The organism is Burkholderia mycopellens (genome assembly GCF_964265025.1).
Classification (GTDB): domain Bacteria; phylum Pseudomonadota; class Gammaproteobacteria; order Burkholderiales; family Burkholderiaceae; genus Burkholderia.
In genome coordinates, this window is sequence record NZ_OZ183802.1 from 742,655 (window position 1) to 762,276 (window position 19,622).

The 19,622-nt window shown below is 68.2% G+C and carries 19 protein-coding genes; 5 read left to right on the forward strand and 14 right to left on the reverse strand.

All coding sequences use genetic code 11. The features are described from left to right. Window positions 1-62 precede the first annotated feature (62 nt). From ACPTTC_RS03560 to ACPTTC_RS03600, 9 genes are all read right to left on the reverse strand, one after another. Window positions 63-1,016, reverse strand: coding sequence for an oxygenase MpaB family protein (locus ACPTTC_RS03560; RefSeq protein ID WP_423391563.1), 954 nt, complete (start codon window positions 1,014-1,016; stop codon window positions 63-65). Window positions 1,017-1,040: 24 nt separating this feature from the next. Continuing rightward, the gene (ruvB, locus tag ACPTTC_RS03565; protein ID WP_175971332.1) at window positions 1,041-2,111 is read right to left on the reverse strand and encodes a Holliday junction branch migration DNA helicase RuvB; all 1,071 of its coding nucleotides are present in this window, start codon (window positions 2,109-2,111) and stop codon (window positions 1,041-1,043) included. Window positions 2,112-2,230: 119 nt separating this feature from the next. Further along, window positions 2,231-2,812 (reverse strand): Holliday junction branch migration protein RuvA, encoded by a 582-nt coding sequence (gene ruvA, locus ACPTTC_RS03570; protein ID WP_175955727.1) that lies wholly within the window; start codon window positions 2,810-2,812, stop codon window positions 2,231-2,233. A gap of 154 nt (window positions 2,813-2,966) precedes the next feature. Next, complete coding sequence (gene ruvC, locus ACPTTC_RS03575; RefSeq protein WP_175971331.1) at window positions 2,967-3,509, reverse strand: crossover junction endodeoxyribonuclease RuvC; 543 nt, start codon at window positions 3,507-3,509, stop codon at window positions 2,967-2,969. 151 nt (window positions 3,510-3,660) lie between these two features. After that, on the reverse strand, window positions 3,661-5,226 hold the full coding sequence (purH, locus tag ACPTTC_RS03580) for a bifunctional phosphoribosylaminoimidazolecarboxamide formyltransferase/IMP cyclohydrolase (protein ID WP_175955731.1): 1,566 nt from the start codon (window positions 5,224-5,226) through the stop codon (window positions 3,661-3,663). A gap of 44 nt (window positions 5,227-5,270) precedes the next feature. Then, a complete protein-coding gene (locus ACPTTC_RS03585; protein ID WP_006476892.1) occupies window positions 5,271-5,504 on the reverse strand; it encodes a Fis family transcriptional regulator in 234 nt (77 codons plus the stop codon). Then, window positions 5,501-6,568, reverse strand: coding sequence for a tRNA dihydrouridine synthase DusB (dusB, locus tag ACPTTC_RS03590; protein ID WP_423391564.1), 1,068 nt, complete (start codon window positions 6,566-6,568; stop codon window positions 5,501-5,503). The genes ACPTTC_RS03585 and dusB overlap by 4 nt, the downstream gene beginning before the upstream one ends. 124 nt (window positions 6,569-6,692) lie before the next feature. Then, entirely contained in the window at window positions 6,693-7,880 is a 1,188-nt protein-coding gene (locus tag ACPTTC_RS03595) for a UbiH/UbiF/VisC/COQ6 family ubiquinone biosynthesis hydroxylase (protein WP_423391565.1), read from the reverse strand. 40 nt (window positions 7,881-7,920) lie between these two features. Further along, the gene (locus tag ACPTTC_RS03600) at window positions 7,921-9,306 is read right to left on the reverse strand and encodes an aminopeptidase P N-terminal domain-containing protein (protein ID WP_423391566.1); all 1,386 of its coding nucleotides are present in this window, start codon (window positions 9,304-9,306) and stop codon (window positions 7,921-7,923) included. Between the two features lie 184 nt (window positions 9,307-9,490). Here ACPTTC_RS03600 and ACPTTC_RS03605 point away from each other — a divergent pair, with 184 nt between their 5' ends. Then, entirely contained in the window at window positions 9,491-10,105 is a 615-nt protein-coding gene (locus tag ACPTTC_RS03605) for a glutathione S-transferase family protein (RefSeq protein WP_226195368.1), read from the forward strand. 111 nt (window positions 10,106-10,216) lie between these two features. On the opposite strand, the gene ACPTTC_RS03610 is transcribed toward ACPTTC_RS03605, so the two are convergent. The 3 genes from ACPTTC_RS03610 to ACPTTC_RS03620 all read right to left on the reverse strand — a co-directional run bounded on the left by ACPTTC_RS03610 (window position 10,217) and on the right by ACPTTC_RS03620 (window position 13,615). Then, on the reverse strand, window positions 10,217-11,836 hold the full coding sequence (locus ACPTTC_RS03610) for an FMN-binding glutamate synthase family protein (protein WP_175971327.1): 1,620 nt from the start codon (window positions 11,834-11,836) through the stop codon (window positions 10,217-10,219). 118 nt (window positions 11,837-11,954) lie between these two features. Further along, window positions 11,955-13,109: a tRNA 2-thiouridine(34) synthase MnmA gene (gene mnmA / locus ACPTTC_RS03615; protein ID WP_175971326.1), complete on the reverse strand. Its 1,155-nt coding sequence runs from the start codon at window positions 13,107-13,109 to the stop codon at window positions 11,955-11,957. Further along, on the reverse strand, window positions 13,106-13,615 hold the full coding sequence (locus ACPTTC_RS03620; protein ID WP_175971325.1) for an NUDIX hydrolase: 510 nt from the start codon (window positions 13,613-13,615) through the stop codon (window positions 13,106-13,108). Before ACPTTC_RS03620 ends, mnmA begins: the two co-directional genes overlap by 4 nt. A gap of 277 nt (window positions 13,616-13,892) precedes the next feature. Here ACPTTC_RS03620 and ACPTTC_RS03625 point away from each other — a divergent pair, with 277 nt between their 5' ends. From ACPTTC_RS03625 to ACPTTC_RS03635, 3 genes are read left to right on the forward strand one after another with little or no spacing between them, the layout of a single operon-like run. Next, window positions 13,893-15,032 (forward strand): Re/Si-specific NAD(P)(+) transhydrogenase subunit alpha, encoded by a 1,140-nt coding sequence (locus ACPTTC_RS03625; protein WP_423391567.1) that lies wholly within the window; start codon window positions 13,893-13,895, stop codon window positions 15,030-15,032. Window positions 15,033-15,050: 18 nt separating this feature from the next. Next, the gene (locus ACPTTC_RS03630) at window positions 15,051-15,377 is read left to right on the forward strand and encodes an NAD(P) transhydrogenase subunit alpha (RefSeq protein WP_423391568.1); all 327 of its coding nucleotides are present in this window, start codon (window positions 15,051-15,053) and stop codon (window positions 15,375-15,377) included. Next, on the forward strand, window positions 15,374-16,828 hold the full coding sequence (locus ACPTTC_RS03635; protein ID WP_423391569.1) for an NAD(P)(+) transhydrogenase (Re/Si-specific) subunit beta: 1,455 nt from the start codon (window positions 15,374-15,376) through the stop codon (window positions 16,826-16,828). Before ACPTTC_RS03630 ends, ACPTTC_RS03635 begins: the two co-directional genes overlap by 4 nt. A 60-nt stretch (window positions 16,829-16,888) precedes the next feature. On the opposite strand, the gene ACPTTC_RS03640 is transcribed toward ACPTTC_RS03635, so the two are convergent. Then, on the reverse strand, window positions 16,889-17,809 hold the full coding sequence (locus ACPTTC_RS03640; RefSeq protein ID WP_423391570.1) for a LysR family transcriptional regulator: 921 nt from the start codon (window positions 17,807-17,809) through the stop codon (window positions 16,889-16,891). Window positions 17,810-17,889: 80 nt separating this feature from the next. Here ACPTTC_RS03640 and ACPTTC_RS03645 point away from each other — a divergent pair, with 80 nt between their 5' ends. Further along, window positions 17,890-18,813 (forward strand): carbon-nitrogen hydrolase family protein, encoded by a 924-nt coding sequence (locus ACPTTC_RS03645; RefSeq protein ID WP_423391571.1) that lies wholly within the window; start codon window positions 17,890-17,892, stop codon window positions 18,811-18,813. Window positions 18,814-18,893: 80 nt separating this feature from the next. Here ACPTTC_RS03645 and ACPTTC_RS03650 read toward each other — a convergent pair whose 3' ends face one another. Next, window positions 18,894-19,580, reverse strand: coding sequence for a helix-turn-helix transcriptional regulator (locus ACPTTC_RS03650; RefSeq protein ID WP_423391572.1), 687 nt, complete (start codon window positions 19,578-19,580; stop codon window positions 18,894-18,896). Between the last annotated feature and the right edge of the window lie 42 nt (window positions 19,581-19,622).

Sequence of the window (19,622 nt, forward strand, 5' to 3'; positions counted from 1 at the left end):
AAGCCCGTCAGCTTGTCACAGGTATTTGACAGTAAATTGAAATGGTAGGAGGAAGCGGATCGTCAGGCGGGCGGGGTGCCGTCGGGCGGTGTCGCAGTGGCGCGGCGGCGCGCACGTTTTGACGCGCCGTTCACGAGCGCCCAGCGGAGCACGGGTGCGACGACCCGGATGCCGGGCCGGACCACCGCGCGTCGCAGCGGTGCGAACGCCGATACGCCGAGCATGCGCTGCGCCCACGGCGGCAGCAGGTCGATTCCCGCATGCATCACCAGCGACGCGGCCGGCCGCAGCGCGGGCTTCGCGACCGGCACGTTCAGCAGGATGGACATCACGTCGAACGTGCGCGGCCCGGCCTCGAGCGCGGGCTGCATGCGCGCGAGATAGGCGGCCACCTCGGCACGCGAACGGGGCACCTCATGTGCGCCGAGCAATTCGGCGATCAATGCCGTTTCGGCGTAGTAGCGGTCCTGCAACTCGCCCGGCAGCGCCGGATTCACGTAGCGCAGATGCGCGGCGAGGAAACTCGACACTTCCGCGACATGCACCCAGGTCAGCAGCGCCGGATCGTCCGCGCGGTATGGCCGACCGTCCGGCGCGGCGCCCGATATGTGCGCGTGGATCGATTTCACGCGCTCGATCAGCGCAAGTGCGTCCGCGCGACTGCCGAATGTCGTCCCCGTGATGAACGTGGCGGTGCGCCGCAGGCGGCCGAGGATGTCGGTGCGGAACGACGAGTGATCCCAGACGCCCGCGAGGGCCAGCGGGTGGAGCGCCTGCAACAGCAGCGCGGCGATGCCGCCCGTCATCATCGACGTGAAGTCGGCATGCACGCGCCAGCAGACGGCATCGGGGCCGAACAGCCCCGGGTCTCCCGGCGGCGAAGAGAGGTCGAGTGACGGGCCGCCGCCGCCCGCTGTCAGGTGCGTGACGCCGGCCACGAGCCGCTTGCGGATCGGCTCGGCCCAGCGCGGGCCCTTTGCGGGTGCGGCAGGGTGGGAGCTGGGCGGTGTCGTCATGGCGGGTGCGGCTCGGGCGACGGGTTACTTCCCGTCGGGGGTATCCCACTCGCCGCGTTCGGTGCGGCCGGTGTCGGGCACGGAAAGCCCGAAGTGGCGATACGTGAGCAGCGTCGCGACGCGACCGCGCGGCGTGCGCTGCAGGAAGCCCTGCTGGATCAGGTACGGTTCGAGGACGTCCTCGATCGTGTCGCGCTCTTCGCCGATCGCCGCGGCGAGGTTGTCGATACCGACCGGGCCGCCGTCGAACTTGTACAGGATCGCCTCGAGCAGCTTGCGGTCCATCAGGTCGAAGCCGACCGGATCGACGTCGAGCATCGCGAGCGCGGCATCGGCGACGGCCGCGGTGATCTGGCCGTCGGCTTTCACTTCCGCGAAATCGCGCACGCGGCGCAGCAGCCGGTTCGCGATCCGCGGCGTGCCGCGCGCGCGCTTCGCGATTTCGAGCGCACCGTTCGGATCGATCTGCGCGTTCAGCAGCGACGCCGAGCGCCGCACGATGCGCGACAGCTGGTCGGCGTCGTAGAACTCGAGGCGCGCGACGATCCCGAAACGATCGCGCAGCGGGTTGGTCAGCATCCCGGCGCGGGTGGTGGCGCCGACCAGCGTGAACGGCTGCAGGTCGAGCTTCACGCTGCGCGCGGCCGGGCCTTCGCCGATCATGATGTCGATCTGGTAATCCTCGAGTGCCGGATACAGGATTTCCTCGACGACCGGCGACAGCCGGTGGATCTCGTCGATGAACAGCACGTCGTTCGCTTCGAGGTTCGTCAGCAGCGCCGCGAGATCGCCCGCGCGCTCGAGCACGGGGCCCGACGTCTGGCGCAGGTTCACGCCCATCTCCCGCGCGATGATGTGCGCGAGCGTCGTCTTGCCGAGGCCCGGCGGCCCGAACAGCAGCACGTGGTCGAGCGGCTCGGAGCGGCGCTTGGCGGCTTCGATGAAGATCTCGAGCTGCCCGCGCACCTTTTCCTGGCCGACGTAGTCGTCGAGCTGGCGCGGCCGCAGCGCACGTTCGAACACCTCCTCGTGCGACGAGGCGGGTGAGGCGGCGATGATCCGCTGCTCGGTGGCGAGTTTGTCGGTTTCAATCATGCGGCCATTGTACCGCGCGCCGCTGTCCCGCCTACCTGGCCGAACGGCCGACTGGCGAGCGCCGCGCGGCCGCGCGACACTGGCTTCAACGCACCGGCTGGCGGCGCGTCATGCGGGCGTTACACCTTCGACAGCGCCTTCAAAGCGAGCTTGATGCCTTCTGATACGCCGGTGCCCGCCGGCACGTTCTTGATCGCGGCGAGGCCTTCTTTTTCGGAATAGCCGAGCGCAAGCAGCGCGTTGAGGATGTCGGTCGCATGGTCGGACTGCGATGCGGCGCCGGCGAGCGCGCCGAGATCGGCGCCGAGCTTGCCCTTCAGTTCGAGCAGCAGGCGCTCGGCCGTCTTCTTGCCGATGCCGGGCACGCGCGTGAGGCGCGCGGCGTCCTGCATCGTCACGGCCTGCGCGAGTTCCTGCACGCTCATGCCGGACAGCACGGCGAGCGCCATGCGCGCGCCGATGCCGGTGATCTTCAGCAGCTCGCGGAAGGTCGTGCGCTCCTGCGGCGTGAGGAAGCCGTACAGCAGATGCGCGTCCTCGCGGACGATCTGCTGCGTGAGCAGCACGACGCGCTCGCCTGTCTGCGGCAGGTTGTAGAAGGTGCTCATCGGCACGTCGATTTCGTAGCCGACGCCGTTGCAGTCGACGAGCAGGTGAGGCGGGTTCTTTTCGAGCAGGATGCCGGCGATGCGACCGATCATGGATGGCGGGATACGAGGAAGAAAGCGCGAGTGTAGCGCACGCGCGGCGCAATGCCGACGGGATCGGCCATCGGCCCGGGGCGATGCGCGTCGCATGTGCGTCGCGCGCGGGCGCGGCGGCCGGTCCGGCGTGCCGCGTGAGGGCGCGCCGGTGTCAGCCGACCAGCCGCCCGCGCCGCACGCGCAGCCCTTTCTTCGCGAGCGCGGGCGCGAGGCCGCCGAGCGCGCTGAGCGTGTTGCCGCCGTGCGCGTGGCAGATCGCCATGCCGAGCGCGTCGGCCGCGTCGGAGCCCGGTTGTCCGGAGAGGTTGAGCAGCCGCGTGACCATTTCCTGCATCTGCGTCTTGGTCGCGCGGCCGTAGCCGACCACCGCCTGCTTGAGCTGCAGCGCCGTGTATTCGGCCACGGGCAGGCCGCCCGCGACGAGGCCGCAGATCGCGGCGCCACGCGCCTGGCCGAGCAGCAGCGTCGACTGCGGGTTCACGTTGACGAACACTTTTTCGATCGCGGCCTGGTCGGGTGCGTGCTCGCGCACGATGGTCGATACGCCCTGGAAGATCGTACCGAGCCGGGTGGCCAGGTCGGCGGTCGGCGTGCGGATCACGCCGCTCGCAACATACGCGAGCCGGTGGCCGCTGACGTCGATGATGCCGAAGCCGGTGACGCGCAGGCCGGGGTCGATGCCGAGAATTCGCATGGGTAAGGAGAGAAGCCTGATGCAGCGATACTACAACGAATGGCGCGGTGCGCTGGCCGCACGGCCGCGTGCGAGGGCGCCGCGCAATAAAAAACCCGGCGGGTTCGATGCCGCCGGGTTGTCGTGCAGCGGCCGCGCGGGCCGCGTGCGATCAGTGACGGAAGTGGCGCACGCCCGTCAGGATCATCGCGATGTTGTGCTCGTCGGCTGCAGCGATCACTTCGTCATCGCGCATCGAGCCCCCCGGCTGGATCACGCAGGTCGCGCCGGCCGCCACGACGACGTCGAGGCCGTCGCGGAACGGGAAGAACGCATCCGATGCCACGGCCGAACCGGCCAGCGTCAGGCCCGCGTTCTGTGCCTTGATGCTCGCGATGCGCGCGGAATCGACACGGCTCATCTGGCCTGCGCCGACGCCGAGCGTCATGCCGTTGCCGCAGAACACGATCGCGTTCGACTTCACGTACTTCGCGACGCGCCAGGCGAACAGCAGGTCGTCCATTTCCTTCGGCGTCGGGTGGCGCTTCGTGACGACGCGCAGCTCGTGCGGCTGCACATTCTTCGAGTCGAGCGACTGCACGAGCAGGCCGCCGCCCACGCGCTTCAGGTCGAACGCGTTATGGCCGTCGCCTAGCGCGATTTCGAGCAGGCGCACGTTCTGCTTCGCGGCGAACACCTGCTTCGCGGCGTCGGAGAACGACGGAGCGATCAGCACTTCGACGAACTGCTTCGCAACCGCTTGCGCGGCCGCTTCGTCGACTTCGCGGTTGAACGCGATGATGCCGCCGAAGGCCGACGTCGGATCCGTCTGGAACGCCTTCGCGTACGCGTCGGCCGAATCGTTGCCGACCGCGACGCCGCACGGGTTCGCATGCTTGATGATCACGCAGGCCGGCGCGTCGAACGTCTTCACGCATTCCCACGCCGCGTCCGAATCGGCGATGTTGTTGTACGACAGTTCCTTGCCCTGCAGCTGGCGGTAGTTCGCCAGCGCGCCGGCCGGCGTCGCGAGGTCGCGGTAGAACGCGGCGCTCTGGTGCGGGTTCTCGCCGTAGCGCAGGTCCTGCACCTTGTCGAACGCCATGTTCAGCGTCGCCGGGTACGCGCTGCGCGATGCGTGCTTCAGCTCGTCGGTCAGGCTCGTCAGGTAGTTCGTGATCGCGCCGTCGTATTGCGCGGTGTGCGCGAACACCTTCGTCGCGAGGCGGAAGTTGGTCGCATAGCCGACCGCATTGCCGTTCGCCTTCATTTCATCGAGCACGACCGCGTAATCGGCCGGATCGACGACGACCGTCACGTCGCGGTGGTTCTTCGCGGCCGAGCGCAGCATCGTCGGGCCGCCGATGTCGATGTTCTCGATCGCGTCGGCGAGCGTGCAGTCGTCCTTCGCGATCGTCGCGACGAACGGGTACAGGTTCACGACGAGCAGGTCGATCGTCGGGATGCCGTGCTGTTCCAGCGCCTGCATGTGCTCGGGCAGGTCGCGGCGAGCCAGGATGCCGCCGTGCACCTTCGGGTGGAGCGTCTTCACGCGCCCATCGAGCATTTCCGGGAAGCCCGTGTAATCAGCCACTTCGGTAACGGGCAGGCCCGCGTCGGCGAGCAGTTTCGCGGTGCCGCCCGTCGACAGCAGCTTGACGCCGAGGTCGGACAGCGACTTCGCGAAGTCGACGATGCCGGTCTTGTCGGAAACGGAAATGAGCGCTTGCTTGATCATGATGGAACCACCAATAGCCAGGGAAATGGGGACGGGACGGCCGCCTACAGCAGGCCGTGCTGCTGCAGTTTCTTGCGCAGCGTATTGCGATTGATGCCGAGGTACTCGGCGGCGAGCGACTGGTTGCCGCCTGCCTGTACGAGCACGACCTCGAGCATCGGCTTTTCGACGCAGGACATCACCATTTCATAGACGTCGTGCGGATTGGAGCCGTCTAGATCCCGGAAATACACGTCCAGGCTCTCGCGGACACATTGTTCGATGTTGTGCTTGCTCATGCTGCTAACTGGTTATGGTCGTCCGACTCGCCCTGGCCGTTTTCCTCTTCGTCATCGACGTAGACGAGGTGGTCCGACAGCGCCTTTTGCGCCTCGAAGAATGCATTGACGGCGGCGAGCTGCTCGCGGGTGGAATCGAGCGTGTTCATCCTGTGCCGGAACCCGTTGGCACCGGAAAGGCCGCGAGTGTACCAGCCGATGTGCTTGCGCGCAGTACGGACTCCCGTGAATTCACCATAGAAAGCGTAGTGGTCTTCCAGGTGTTCGTTCATCACGTGCTGGATCTCGTCGATCCGCGGCGGGGGCAGCAGCTCGCCGGTTTGCAGGAAATGGTCGATTTCGCGGAACAGCCATGGTCGACCTTGCGCGGCACGACCGACCATCAGGGCGTCGGCGCCGGTTGCGTCGAGCACGGCCTTCGCCTTCGCGGGCGACGTGATGTCGCCGTTCGCGACCACCGGAATCCGCACCGCCGCCTTCACGGCCGCGATGGTTTCGTATTCGGCGTCGCCGCGGTACAGGTCGGCGCGCGTGCGGCCGTGCACGGTGAGCATCGAGATGCCGGCGGCTTCGGCCAGGCGCGCGACCGTGATCGCGTTCTTGTGCTCGCGATCCCAGCCCGTGCGGATCTTCAGCGTAACGGGCACCGCATCGGGCCCCGTGCCGACGGCCGCGACGACGGCCTCGACGATGCGCTGCACGAGCGGCTCGTTCTGCAGCAGCGCGGAGCCGGCCGCGACGTTGCAGACCTTCTTGGCCGGGCAGCCCATGTTGATGTCGATGATCTGCGCGCCGTTGTCGACGTTGTAGCGGGCCGCTTCGGCCATCATCGCCGGATCGGCGCCGGCGATCTGGACCGCAATCGGCTCGACCTCGCCTTCGTGGTTCGCGCGCCGCATCGTCTTCGCGCTTTTCCACAGCTGCGCGTTGGACGCGACCATCTCGGACACGGCGTAACCGGCTCCCAGCCGCTTGCAGAGCTGGCGGAACGGACGATCCGTGACGCCGGCCATCGGGGCGACGAACAGGTTGTTACGCAATACGTGAGGGCCGATAACGGGCATCGCAAGGGCACCGCCTGCGGCGGGCGCGGGCAGGGAAGGGGCAGACGGAAACGCGTATTTTACCGTATTCCCATGCCCCGCCGATTTGACCCGGTTTGAGTGGCGCGACTGTGTGCGCCGCGCGTCAGTTGCGCTGGCCGAACATCATCTGGCGCGCGATCACCTTCTTGAGCGGCGGCACGAACTCGAGCGCGGTGAGCGCGGCGCCGCGCAGCAGCGGGAGCGGGCCCGAGTCGATCGTGAACAGGCGAGCCAGCGTGTCGGTCGCGCCGATCGTGAGGCGCCGGTCGAGGGCGCGCCGCGCGTTGAAGGTGGCGAGCGCGGTGGCTTCGAAGCCTTGCGCGGACAGCGTATCGACGAGCGTATGCGCATCGCGCAGCCCGAGGTTGAGCCCCTGGCCTGCGACGGGGTGCAGGGTTTGGGCGGCATTGCCGACGATCGCGACGCGGCCGTTGACGAGCGTCTGCGCGGCGTTCAGGCCGAGCGGGAACGACGCGCGGCCCGCGATCGCGACGAACGCGCCCATGCGTTCGCCGAACGCGGCGTCGAGCTCGCGCAGGAACGCGTCGTCGGGCAACGCGGCACGGCGCGCGGCCTCGTCGGGCGCGCAGCACCAGACGAGCGCGTACTCGGCCTGGCGCGGCCCGCCGAGCGGCAGCAGCGCGAGCGGGCCTTCGTGCGTGAAGCGTTCCCACGCGACGTTCGGGCGCGGCGCCGATACGGTGACCGTGCCGACGAGCGCGGTCTGCCCGTAGTCGCGGCGATGCTTGGCCGTATCGGCCTGCTGTTCGTGGAACAGCCCGCCTTCGGCGTTGATGGCGATACGTGCGCGCAGCGTGCGCTCGCCTTGCGGGCCGTCGAGCGTCAGCGTGACGCCGTCGGCGTCCTGTTGCGGCGCGCGCGCGGTGGTCGACGTGAGCCAGTCGACACGCGTGCCGCGCACGGCGCCCGCGAGCGCCTGCATGAGCGAGCCGTAGCGCACGACATAGCCGAGCGCGGCGAGGTCGTGCTCGTCGCGGTCGATCAGCGTGCGGCCGAAATGGCCGCGCTGCGAGACGTGGATGTGTTCGATCGGCGTCGCGTCGGCGGGCCACGCGAGGGTGTCGAGCAGCACGCGGCTGCCGTGCGACACGGCGATCGCGCGCGGGTCGTTCGCGCTCGCGGCCGGTTCACGTGCATCGATCAGGGCGATCGATGCGTGCTGCGTCGCGCTGCGGCGCGCGAGCCAGCCGGCAAGCGCAAGCCCGACGGGGCCCGCGCCGACGATGGCGAGGTCATAGGCCGGCGTGGCCGGGGAGGAAGCGGTCGTCATCTTGATTCGTGAAACGGAGGTAACGGTCGGCGATAGCCGGTCATGCGCCCGCGCGCATCAGCGCTTCGATCTCGTCCGCCGCGACGGGCACGCCGCGCGTGATCAGCTCGCAGCCGTGCTCGCGAACGATCGCGTCGTCCTCGATGCGGATGCCGATGTTCCAGTACTCGGGCGGCACGTCGTCGGCGGCGCGCACGTACAGGCCCGGTTCGATCGTCAGCGTCATGCCGGTTTTCAGCGTGCGCCAAGGCAGCGCGCCGTTGGCGTCACGCTCGCCGAGCCGCTCGCGGTAGTCGCCGCAATCGTGCACGTCCATGCCGATCCAGTGGCCGGTGCGGTGCATGTAGAAGCGCGCGTACGCGCGCTCGGCGATCACGTCGTCGACGTTCGAGAAGCGCGTTTTCGGGATGATGCCGGTGTCGAGCAGCCCCTGCGCGAGCACGCGCACGGCGGCGTCGTGCGGCGCCTCGAACGGCACGCCGGCGCGGGTCGCGTCGATCGCGGCCTGCTGCGCGGCGAGCACGATGTCGTACAGCGTGCGCTGTGCAGGCGAGAAGCGCCCGTTGGCCGGGAACGTGCGCGTGATGTCCGACGCGTAGCCGTCGAGTTCGCACGCGGCGTCGATCAGGATCAGGTCGCCGTCTTTCGCGGCCGCGTTGCCGGCCGGGTAGTGCAGCACGCACGCGTTCGCGCCGGCCGCGACGATCGAGCCGTACGCGGGCGACTGCGCGCCATGCTTGCGGAATACATACAGCAGCTCGGCCTCGAGTTCGTATTCGCGGATACCGGGGCGGCACGCCTGCATCGCACGGCGGTGCGCGAGCGCGGAGATGTGCGCGGCGCGCATCATGATAGCGAGCTCGTGCTCGTCCTTCACGAGCCGCATGTCGTCGAGCAGCGGCGTGAGGTCGAGCATCGCGTCCGGCGCGGCGACGCCCGTGCGCGCCAGCGTGCGCACCGCGTCGATCCAGCCCGCGAGCTGCCGGTCGAAGTCGGCCGATGCGCCGAACCGGTAGTGCACGGTGCCCGCGTCGGCGAGCAGGCGCGGCATCTCGGTGTCGATCACGTCGACCGCGAACGCCGCGTCGAAGCCGAACGCGTCGCGCGCGGCTTCGGGCCCGTAATGGAAGCCTTCCCAGATTTCGCGGTCGGCATTCTTGCCGCGGCAGAACAGGATCGACTCTGGCGCGCCGTGCGGCGCGGCCGCGTTCAGCACGAGGACGGCATCCGGCTCGCTGAAGCCCGTCAGGTAGTGGAAGTAGCTGTCGAACCGGTACGGATAGTCCGTATCGCGGTTGCGCGGCATTTCGGGCGCGGTGGGGACGATGGCGACGCCGCCGCCGGCGGCACGCAGTGCGGCAAGCACGCGTTCACGGCGCTGGCGGTAGACGTCGACGGCGATGGCGGTATCGAGGGGCGCGTTCATTCGTGCGATTGTAGCGCCGCGGGACGCGGTACGTGAGAGAGGGGGCGGGAAGCGGCCCTGGAAGGGCCGCGCGGCGGTTGTTGCAAACCATCCACAGGCCGTTCGGGCGATTTTCTGTCGCGCGACGCTGGCCGGTTATGATCGGCGACAACGTATACTCTCGGCGGTTCCCTTAAAAAGGCAGATGATGAAATTAATCGGTTCGCTCAGCAGCCCGTACGTCCGCAAGGCGCGGATCGTGCTGGCTGAAAAGAAGATCGACTACAAGCTGGAGCTCGAGAACGTGTGGGCGCCGGAGACGGATATTCATGCGTCGAATCCGCTCGGCAAGGTCCCGTGCCTCGTGATGGAAGATGGTGCCGCGGTGTTCGATTCCCGCGTGATCTGCGAATACGTCGATACGCTGTCGCCGGTCGGCAAGCTGATTCCGCCGTCGGGCCGCGAGCGTCTCGAGGTGCGGTGCTGGGAAGCGCTGGGCGACGGCGTGCTCGACGCGGCGGTCGCGATTCGTCTCGAACACACGATGCGCGACGAGGCGCAGCGCAGCGCGAGCTGGATCGCGCGCCAGCAGCGCAAGATCGACGACGGTCTCGTCGCGATGTCGCAGGGTCTCGGCGGCAAGACGTGGTGCGTCGGTAATCATTACTCGCTCGCGGACATCGCACTCGGCTGCGCGCTCGGCTATCTCGACTTCCGGATGCCCGAGGTCAACTGGCGCGATCGCCATCCGAACCTTGACAAGCACTTCGCGAAGCTGCTGCAGCGGCCGTCGTTCGCCGACACGCTGCCGCAGAACTGAGCCGCACGCGACGCATTCGCGCGTTGACGGATTCGGCAGACGAAAGAAAAGCGCCCCGCGGGGCGCTTTTCTTTTTGCCGGGCCGCCTCGCGGCGGGGGAGCGCGCCCGCGTCATTCGATCGACGCGTACACGGCCTCGCCGAGCGTGAACGAATCGCTGCGCGCAATCGGCCACCACTTGTCGTACAGCGTAAAGCCGCACGTGTTGCCGTCGAGCAGCGCGCCCGGCTTCAGGTACTTCAGCAACTGCGACATCAGCCGGACCTCGTGCGGCGCGATGCGCTGCACGATGTGATGCGCACGCAGCTCCGACGGATGCGCGAGGCCGGCTGCCTGCACGAGCTCCTGCAGCGCGTGCAGCGTATTGCGGTGGAAGTTGTACACGCGGTCGGCCTTGTCGGGCACGACGAGCGCGCGCTGGCGCACCGGGTCCTGCGTCGCGACGCCGGTCGGGCAACGGCCCGTGTGGCAGGTCTGCGCCTGGATGCAGCCGACCGCGAACATGAAGCCGCGCGCCGAGTTCACCCAGTCCGCGCCGATCGCGAGCGTGCGGGCGACGTCGAACGCGCTGATGATCTTGCCGCTCGCGCCGATCTTCACGCGATCGCGCACGCCGATTCCCACGAGCGTGTTGTGCACGAGCAGCAGTCCTTCCTGCAGGGGCACGCCGACGTGGTCGGTGAATTCGAGCGGCGCCGCGCCCGTGCCGCCTTCCGCGCCGTCGACGACGATGAAGTCCGGCACGATGCCGGTCTCGAGCATCGCCTTCGCGATCCCGAAGAATTCCCACGGATGGCCGACGCACAGCTTGAAGCCGGTCGGCTTGCCGCCCGACAGCGTGCGTAGCCGTTCGACGAATTCGAGCAGCCCGCGCGGCGTCGAGAACTCCGAATGCGTCGCGGGCGAGATGCAGTCCTTGCCCATCGGCACGCCGCGCGTCTCGGCGATTTCCGGCGTGATCTTCGCGGCCGGCAGCACGCCGCCGTGGCCGGGCTTCGCGCCCTGCGACAGCTTCACCTCGATCATCTTGACCTGCGGATCGGCGGCCTGCTTCGCGAACCTGTCGGGGTTGAAGGTGCCGTCGTCGTTGCGGCAGCCGAAGTAGCCGGACGCGATTTCCCAGATGATGTCGCCACCGTTTTCGCGGTGGTACTTCGACAGCGAGCCTTCGCCCGTGTCGTGCGCGAACCCGCCTTTCTTCGCGCCGAGGTTCAGCGAGCGGATCGCGTTCGCGGACAGCGAGCCGAAGCTCATCGCCGAGATATTGAAGATCGAAATGTCGTACGGCTGCGCGCGATTCGCGCCGACGCGGACGCGGAAATCGTGGTTCGGCAGTTTCGTCGGCGCGAGCGAGTGGCTGATCCATTCGTGCGCGACGGCCTTCACGTTCAGCTCGGTGCCGTACGGGCGATTGTCGGCGACGTTCTTCGCGCGCTGGTAGACGAGGCTGCGCTGCGCGCGCGAGAACGGCTTCTCGTCGGTGTCGTCCTCGACGAAATACTGGCGGATTTCCGGTCGGATGAATTCGAACAGGAAGCGGAAGTGGCCCCAGAGCGGGTAGTTGCGCAGGATCGCGTGGCGGTCCTGCCTCAGGTCGTACAGGCCGAGCGCGACGAGGGCGAAGGGAATGATGACCCAGAACCAGGAAAGCGCGTGGATCGAGGCGAGCGCGGCCGCAGCGACGAGCAGCAGGACCGCAAACCACATCGCCAGATAGCGTCGTGAAAGCATGGGGACTCCGTAAGAATCTTGAAATACCGCCATGCGTGCGCTGCGCGGCGGCGTGCCGGCCGCGGCGGAATCGTGTTCTGCCGGGCGCGGCGTGCCGCAAGTCTAAACCGAATAGGTGTCAGCGTGCTTCGGCGAGCGCCCGCGCGGGGCCGTCCGCCGGGGCGGGCGGGCTGGCGGCCGCGGATTCGATGATCCCGCCGCCGAGGCAGATCTCGCCGTCGTACAGCACGGCGGACTGGCCGGGCGTGACGGCCCACTGCGCATCGTCGAACGCGAGCGAGAAGCGCGCTTCGCCTGCCGGGCCGGGCGTGGCGGCGCCGAATGCGCACGCCGCGTCGGCCTGCCGGTAGCGGGTCTTCGCGCCGCACGTGAAGCCTTCAGCCGGCGGTTCCCCGGCGACCCAGCTCACGTTGCCGGCCACCAGTTCGCGCGCCAGCAGCCACGGGTGATCGTGCCCCTGCACGACGTACAGCGTGTTCGACGCGATGTCCTTCGCGGCGACGAACCATGGATCGCCGTTGCCGCTCTTGCTGCCGCCGAGGCCGATGCCCTTGCGCTGGCCGAACGTGTAGAACGCGAGACCGATGTGCTCGCCGACGACCTTGCCGTCCGGCGTCTTCATCGGGCCGGGTTTCGTCGGCAGATAGCGGTTCAGGAAATCGCGGAACGGCCGTTCGCCGATGAAGCAGATGCCGGTCGAATCCTTCTTCTTCGCGTTCGGCAGCCCGATTTGCGCGGCGATCTCGCGCACCTTCGTCTTCGGGATCTCGCCGAGCGGGAACATCGACTTCGACAGTTGCGCCTGGTTCAGCCGGTGCAGGAAGTACGACTGGTCTTTCGTATGATCGAAGGCCTTCAGCAGTTCGAAACGCCCGTCGCGCTCGCGCACGCGCGCGTAGTGGCCGGTCGCGATCATTTCAGCGTCGAGCGACATCGCGTGATCGAGGAATGCCTTGAACTTGATTTCGGCGTTGCACAGCACGTCGGGGTTCGGCGTGCGGCCGGCCGAGTATTCGCGCAGGAATTCGGCGAACACGCGGTCCTTGTATTCGGCGGCGAAGTTGACCGCTTCCACGTCGATGCCGATCAGGTCGGCCACCGACACGACGTCGATCCAGTCCTGGCGCGTCGAGCAGTATTCGCCGTCGTCGTCGTCTTCCCAGTTCTTCATGAACAGGCCGACCACGTCGTAACCCTGTTCCTTCAGCAGCCATGCGGTCACCGACGAATCGACGCCGCCCGACATGCCCACCACTACACGGCGCTTGCTCATTTGTTGACCGCCTGACGTTCGAATGATTCGGGGCGCGGCGCGACCGAATGCGTGTGCACGAAATCGAGCGGAATGCGCCGCCCGGCGAGGTAATCGTCGACGCAGCGCATCACCGCGGGCGAGCGATGGCGCTCGCCGCACGCGCGCAGTTCGTCGGCGGTCATCCACAGCGTGCGGACGATGCCGTCGTCGAGCGCATGGCCCGCGATCGGCTCGCCGGCCGAGCCGCAGAACGTGAAGCGCAGGTAGGTCGCGCCGGCGGTGCCGGGGCGGTCGTAGTGCGCGAGATAGACGCCGACGAGCGCGTCGGGCATGAACGGGTGCGCGGTTTCCTCGAGCGTTTCTCGGATCACGGCGTCGGCCAGCGTTTCGCCGGCTTCGAGATGGCCTGCCGGCTGGTTGATGCGCAGGCCCGACGAGGTTTCTTCCTCGATCATGAGAAAGCGGCCGGCGTGCTCGACGAGCGCGGCGACCGTCACATGCGGGGTCCAGATTTCGGGTTTCATGGTTCGGCATTTTACCGGTTGCGCCCGAACGGTGCCGGTCGCTACGCTAAACGAATCAGACCCTTTCAATTCGTTCGTCTTGCCGCTACGCGGCGACACCGGACGGGCCTGCATCGCTATCTCGCACGACCGTGCGGTGCCTGCCGGTACGGCCCTCGCTTTCGCCTAAAGTGAGAGTGAGTGCCGTTGCTCGTGAGCCGGTAGTGAGCCTGCCCGGCCCGTTGTGCAGCAGACGTCGTCAGAAGCGAAAAACCGACAATGACTGGAGGGGCCGACGATGCATATTGGCGTGCCCGCTGAAACGCGGGCGAACGAGGCGCGTGTGGCTGCTACGCCGGAAACCGTGAAGAAATACGCGGCGGCCGGGCATCGGGTCAGTATCGCGAAAGGGGCTGGCATCGCAGCGAGTTATCCCGACGAGGCCTATGCGGCCGCCGGGGCCAACCTGACCGGCCAGTCGGCCGCTTTCGATGTCGACATCGTGTTGAAGGTCCAGGCGCCGACCGACGCGGAGCTGCCGTTGCTCAAGCGCGGCTCCGTGCTGGTCGGCATGCTCGAGCCGTTCAACGGCGAGCAGGCGGCGACGCTCGCCGCGGCCGGCGTGACGGGCTTCGCGCTCGAAGCCGCGCCGCGCACGACGCGTGCGCAGAGTCTCGACGTGCTGTCGTCGCAGGCGAACATCGCGGGCTACAAGGCCGTGCTGGTGGCCGCGGCGCTGTATCCGCGCTTCTTTCCGATGCTGATGACGGCCGCGGGCACCGTGAAGGCCGCGCGCGTGCTGATTCTCGGCGCGGGCGTCGCGGGCCTGCAGGCGATCGCGACCGCGAAGCGCCTCGGCGCGGTGATCGAGGCGTCCGACGTGCGGCCGGCCGTGAAGGAGCAGATCGAGTCGCTCGGCGCGAAATTCGTCGACGTCCCGTATGAAACCGACGATGAGCGCGAGGCGGCGCAGGGAGTGGGCGGCTACGCGCGCCCGATGCCGCCGTCGTGGCTCGGCCGCCAGGCCGCGCTCGTGCACGAACGCGCGAAGCAGGCCGACATCGTGATCACCACCGCACTGATTCCCGGACGCCCGGCGCCGACCTTGATTTCGGTCGAAACCGTGCAGTCGATGAAGCCGGGCTCGGTGCTCGTCGACCTGGCGGCCGGCCGCGGCCCGGAATTCGACGGGCGCAAGAGCGGCAACTGCCCGTTGACGGTTGCCGACCAGGTGATCGTGCACGGCGGCGTGACGATCGCGGGCTACACGAATCTCGCGTCGATGGTCGCAGCGGATGCGTCGGCGCTGTATGCACGCAACCTGCTCGACTTCATGAAGCTGATCGTCACGAAGGACGGCACGCTGAACATCGACCTGACCGACGACATCGTCGCCGCGACGCTCCTGTGCCGTGACGGCGAAGTCGTGCGCAAGTAACCGGGGGAGGAGGCGGCCATGGAAGTCATCAATCACACGGTAATCAACGTGATCATCTTCGTGCTGGCCGTGTACGTCGGCTATCACGTGGTATGGAACGTCACGCCGGCGCTGCATACGCCGCTGATGGCCGTGACCAACGCAATCTCGGCGATCGTGATCGTCGGCGCGATGCTGGCGGCGGCGCTGACCGTCGGCACGACCGGCAAGGTATTCGGCACGCTCGCGATCGCCCTGGCGGCCGTCAACGTGTTCGGCGGCTTCCTCGTGACGAGGCGCATGCTCGAGATGTTCCGCAAGAAGGCGCCCAGGCAGGCCGAGGGCGGCAAGGAGGGCGCGCGATGAGCATGGACGTCGTCACGCTGCTGTACCTCGTCGCGTCGGTGTGCTTCATCCAGGCGCTGAAGGGCCTGTCGAACCCGAAGAGCGCGCGGCGCGGCAACCTGTTCGGGATGGCCGGGATGGCCATCGCGATCCTCACGACGCTCGCGCTGATCGTCAGGCAGGCCGCCTGGCTCGGCGCAAACCTGCCGCTCGGCATCGCGCTGGTGCTCGGCGCGCTGGTTATCGGCGGCGGCGTGGGTGCGTTCGTCGCCGCGCGCGTCGAGATGACGAAGATGCCTGAACTCGTCGCGGCGATGCACTCGCTGATCGGTCTCGCGGCCGTGTGCATCGCGTATGCGGTGGTGTCGGAGCCGGAAGCGTTCGGGCTCGTGCCGCAGGACGCCGTGTCGTCGAATTTCATCCCGTACGGCAACCGCGTCGAGCTGTTCATCGGCACGGTCGTCGGCGCGATCACGTTCTCCGGCTCGGTGATCGCGTTCGGCAAGCTGTCGGGCAAGGTCCGGTTCCGGCTGTTCCAGGGCGCGCCGGTCGTGTATGCGGGCCAGCACCTGCTCAACCTGATGCTCGCGCTCGCGATGCTCGGCTTCGGCATCCTGTTCTTCATCACGCAGTCGTGGCTGCCGTTCATCATCATGACGGCGATCGCGTTCGCGCTCGGCGTGCTGATCATCATCCCGATCGGCGGCGCGGACATGCCGGTGGTCGTGTCGATGCTGAATTCGTACTCCGGGTGGGCGGCGGCCGGCATCGGCTTCTCGCTGAACAACGCGATGCTGATCATCGCCGGCTCCCTCGTCGGATCGTCGGGCGCGATCCTGTCGTACATCATGTGCCACGCGATGAACCGGTCGTTCTTCAACGTGATCCTCGGCGGCTTCGGCGGCGACGCGGCGGCGGGTGGCGCGGCCGGTGCGAAGGAGCAGCGGCCGGTGAAGTCGGGTTCGGCTGAAGACGCGTCGTTCATGCTCGGCAACGCGGAAACGGTCGTGATCGTGCCCGGCTACGGGCTGGCCGTGGCCCGTGCGCAGCACGCGCTGAAGGAGCTGACCGACAAGCTGATCGAGAAGGGCATCGACGTGAAGTACGCGATTCATCCGGTCGCGGGGCGGATGCCGGGGCACATGAACGTGCTGCTCGCGGAAGCGGAAGTGCCGTACGAGATCGTGCACGAGATGGAGGACATCAACGGCGAATTCGGCCAGGTCGACGTCGTGCTCGTGCTCGGCGCGAACGATGTCGTGAATCCGGCCGCGAAGAACGATCCGGCGTCGCCGATCGCGGGGATGCCGATCATCGAGGCGTACAAGGCGCGCACGGTGATCGTCAACAAGCGCTCGATGGCGGCCGGCTACGCGGGGCTCGACAACGATCTCTTCTACATGGACAAGACGATGATGGTGTTCGGCGATGCGAAGAAGGTCATCGAGGACATGGTGAAATCGGTCGAGTGACGTACGCGCCGGCCATGCGGCCGCCGGCTTCGATTCATGGTCGGCGTGACCGGTTTTTTTTCATGGCGCGACGAGATGTGCGACGCACGCGGCGATCGTGTCGCGTACGCGCACGATCGCCGGATCGCGCTGCGTGCTCGTGCGCCAGCCGATTTCGACCGGGTAGTGCGGCAAGTCGACCGGGCATGCGAGCGCGCGCAGCGGCGTGGATTGCGCGATCGCGCGCGCCGCGTGCGCGGGAATCGTCGCCACCGCATCGGAGCCGGCGAGCAGGTACGGCAGCGCGGCGAAATGCGTGGTCGATGCCGCGACGCGCCGCTTGTGGCCGAGCGTGGCCAGCGCCTCGTCGACGATCCCGATCACGCCGCCCGACGACACGAGCAGGTGGTCGCGCCGCAGGAATTCGGCGAGCGTCAGCGCGCGCGGTGCCCGCTCGCGGGCGGCCGGATCGATCAGGCACGCGTAGCCGCCCGTCGTGACCGCGCGCCGGCTGAGCCCGTTCGCCGAGAAGCCGCCCGACGCGATCGCGAGGTCCACACCGTGACGCAGCAGCGCGTCGCCGGCGATGCCGCTGTGCGTCTGCCGGAAGATCAGCCGGATGCCGGCGGCTTCCCGCGCGACGGCGTCGATCAGCGCGCGGCCGAGCGCGATCTCGAAGTCGTCCGACAGCCCGATCGAGATCGTGCGGCCGATGCGGTCGCCGCCGTCGGCCGCGATCGCGAGACTTTCGCGGCAACGGTCGAGGGCGTCGGACAGGATCGGCTTGAGTTCGTCCGCGCGTGGCGTCGGCGCGAGCCCGCGGCCGGTGCGCACGAACAGCGGATCGGCATAGATCACGCGCAGCCGCGCCAGCGCCGCGCTCACCGCCGACTGTGTGAGGCCGAGCCGCAGCGCCGCGCGGCTCGCGCCGCCTTCCTCGTACAGCGCCTCGAACACTTTCAGCAGGTTCAGGTCGAGGCTGGCGATATCATCCGCATTCATGACACTTATCGTTCTATCGATTTGATCGATGACATCATATCGATAAAGATGGCGTTACCCCATTCACCGGAGACGCCCCCATGCCCACGTCAGTTATCGCCGCGCTGCAGATCGGCGCATCGCCCGCCGGCACGCGCGCCACGCTCGACACGATCCTCGGCTACGAAACCGCGATCCGCGACAGCGGCGCGTCGCTCGTCGTGCTGCCCGAGGCCGTGCTCGGCGGCTATCCGAAAGGCGAGATCTTCGGCACGCGGCTCGGCTACCGGCTGCCCGAAGGCCGCGACGCGTATGCGCGCTACGTCGCGCAGGCGATCGACGTGCCAGGGCCGGAAACCGACGAGCTGGCCGCGCTGTCGCAGCGCACGGGGGCGAGCCTCGTGGTCGGCGTGATCGAGCGCGGCGGCAGCACGCTGTACTGCACGGCGCTGTTCTTCGATCCGCGCGACGGGCTCGTCGCGAAGCACCGCAAGCTGATGCCGACCGGCACCGAGCGCTTGATCTGGGGGCAGGGCGACGGCTCGACGCTGCCCGTCGTCGATACGGCTGCGGGCCGTGCAGGCGCCGCGATCTGCTGGGAGAACCACATGCCGCTGCTGCGCTGCGCGATGTACGCGAAGGGCGTGCAGATCTGGTGTGCGCCGACCGTCGACGAGCGCGACGTCTGGCAGAGCTCGATGCGGCATATCGCGCACGAAGGGCGCTGCTTCGTCGTCAGCGCGTGCCAGGTGCAGCCGTCGCCGCGCGCGCTCGGCATCGACGTGCCGGGCTGGGATCCGGAGCGGCCGCTGATCCGCGGCGGCAGCGTGATCGTCGGGCCGCTCGGCGACCTGCTGACGCAGCCGCTGATCGGCGAAGCCGGGCTCGTGGCCGCACGCATCGATACCGATGAACTCGTGCGGGCGCGCTACGACTTCGACGTCGTCGGGCATTACGCGCGCCCCGACGTGTTCTCGCTGCTCGTCGACGAGCGGGCGAAGCGGACCGTCGTGTTCGGCGGGTAGGGCGGGGTGGGCCGGGGCGCCGCACGGCGGCCCGCAACATGAACGGCGGCGGCGCGCGGCACGCACGCCGTCGTACCGCGTCAGCGCATCGGCGCTTCCGCGATCCGCATGTAGTCGGCGATCCGCCGCCCTTCCATGTCCGGAAATTGCTCGTGCACGACCACGTCGCCCATCCGCGCGATGTCGAAGGTGCGGAAATCGCCGCGCAGCTCGCACCACGCGCCGATCGTCCAGCGCCCGCCCCAGTAGACGAGCCCGAGCGGCCACACGCGGCGCTGCGAATGCGCGCCGAGCCGGTCGCGGTAGTCGAAGCTGACGACGTGGCGCGTGTCGATGGCCTGGTGGATCGCGTCGACCTTCGCGCAAAACGTCTCGTCGATGTGGAACGACGGCGCGAACACCGGCAGGCGGTCGAGCGCCGTGCGCTTGTCGGCCGGCATCGCCGACGCGATCTTCGCGAGCGCCGAACGTGCGCCGCTCGCGAAGCGCGCACCGCCCCAGGTTTCGAGCATGCGTGCGCCGGTGGCGAGCGCGGCGAGTTCCTCGGCCGTGAACGTGAGCGGCGGCAGGCTCGCGTTGCGGTTCAGCCGGTAGCCGATGCCGGCTTCGCCTTCGATCGGGACCCCTGACAGTTGCAGGTCGCGCACGTCGCGATAGACCGTGCGCGGCGACACCGACAACCAGTCGGCCAGCTGTTGCGCGGTCGTGAGACGACGCCCGCGCAACAGCTCGGCGATCTGGAACAGGCGGTCGGCACGGCGCGTCATGACGGCACCTCGCTTCCAACGGCAGTGGGGACTTCGCGATGA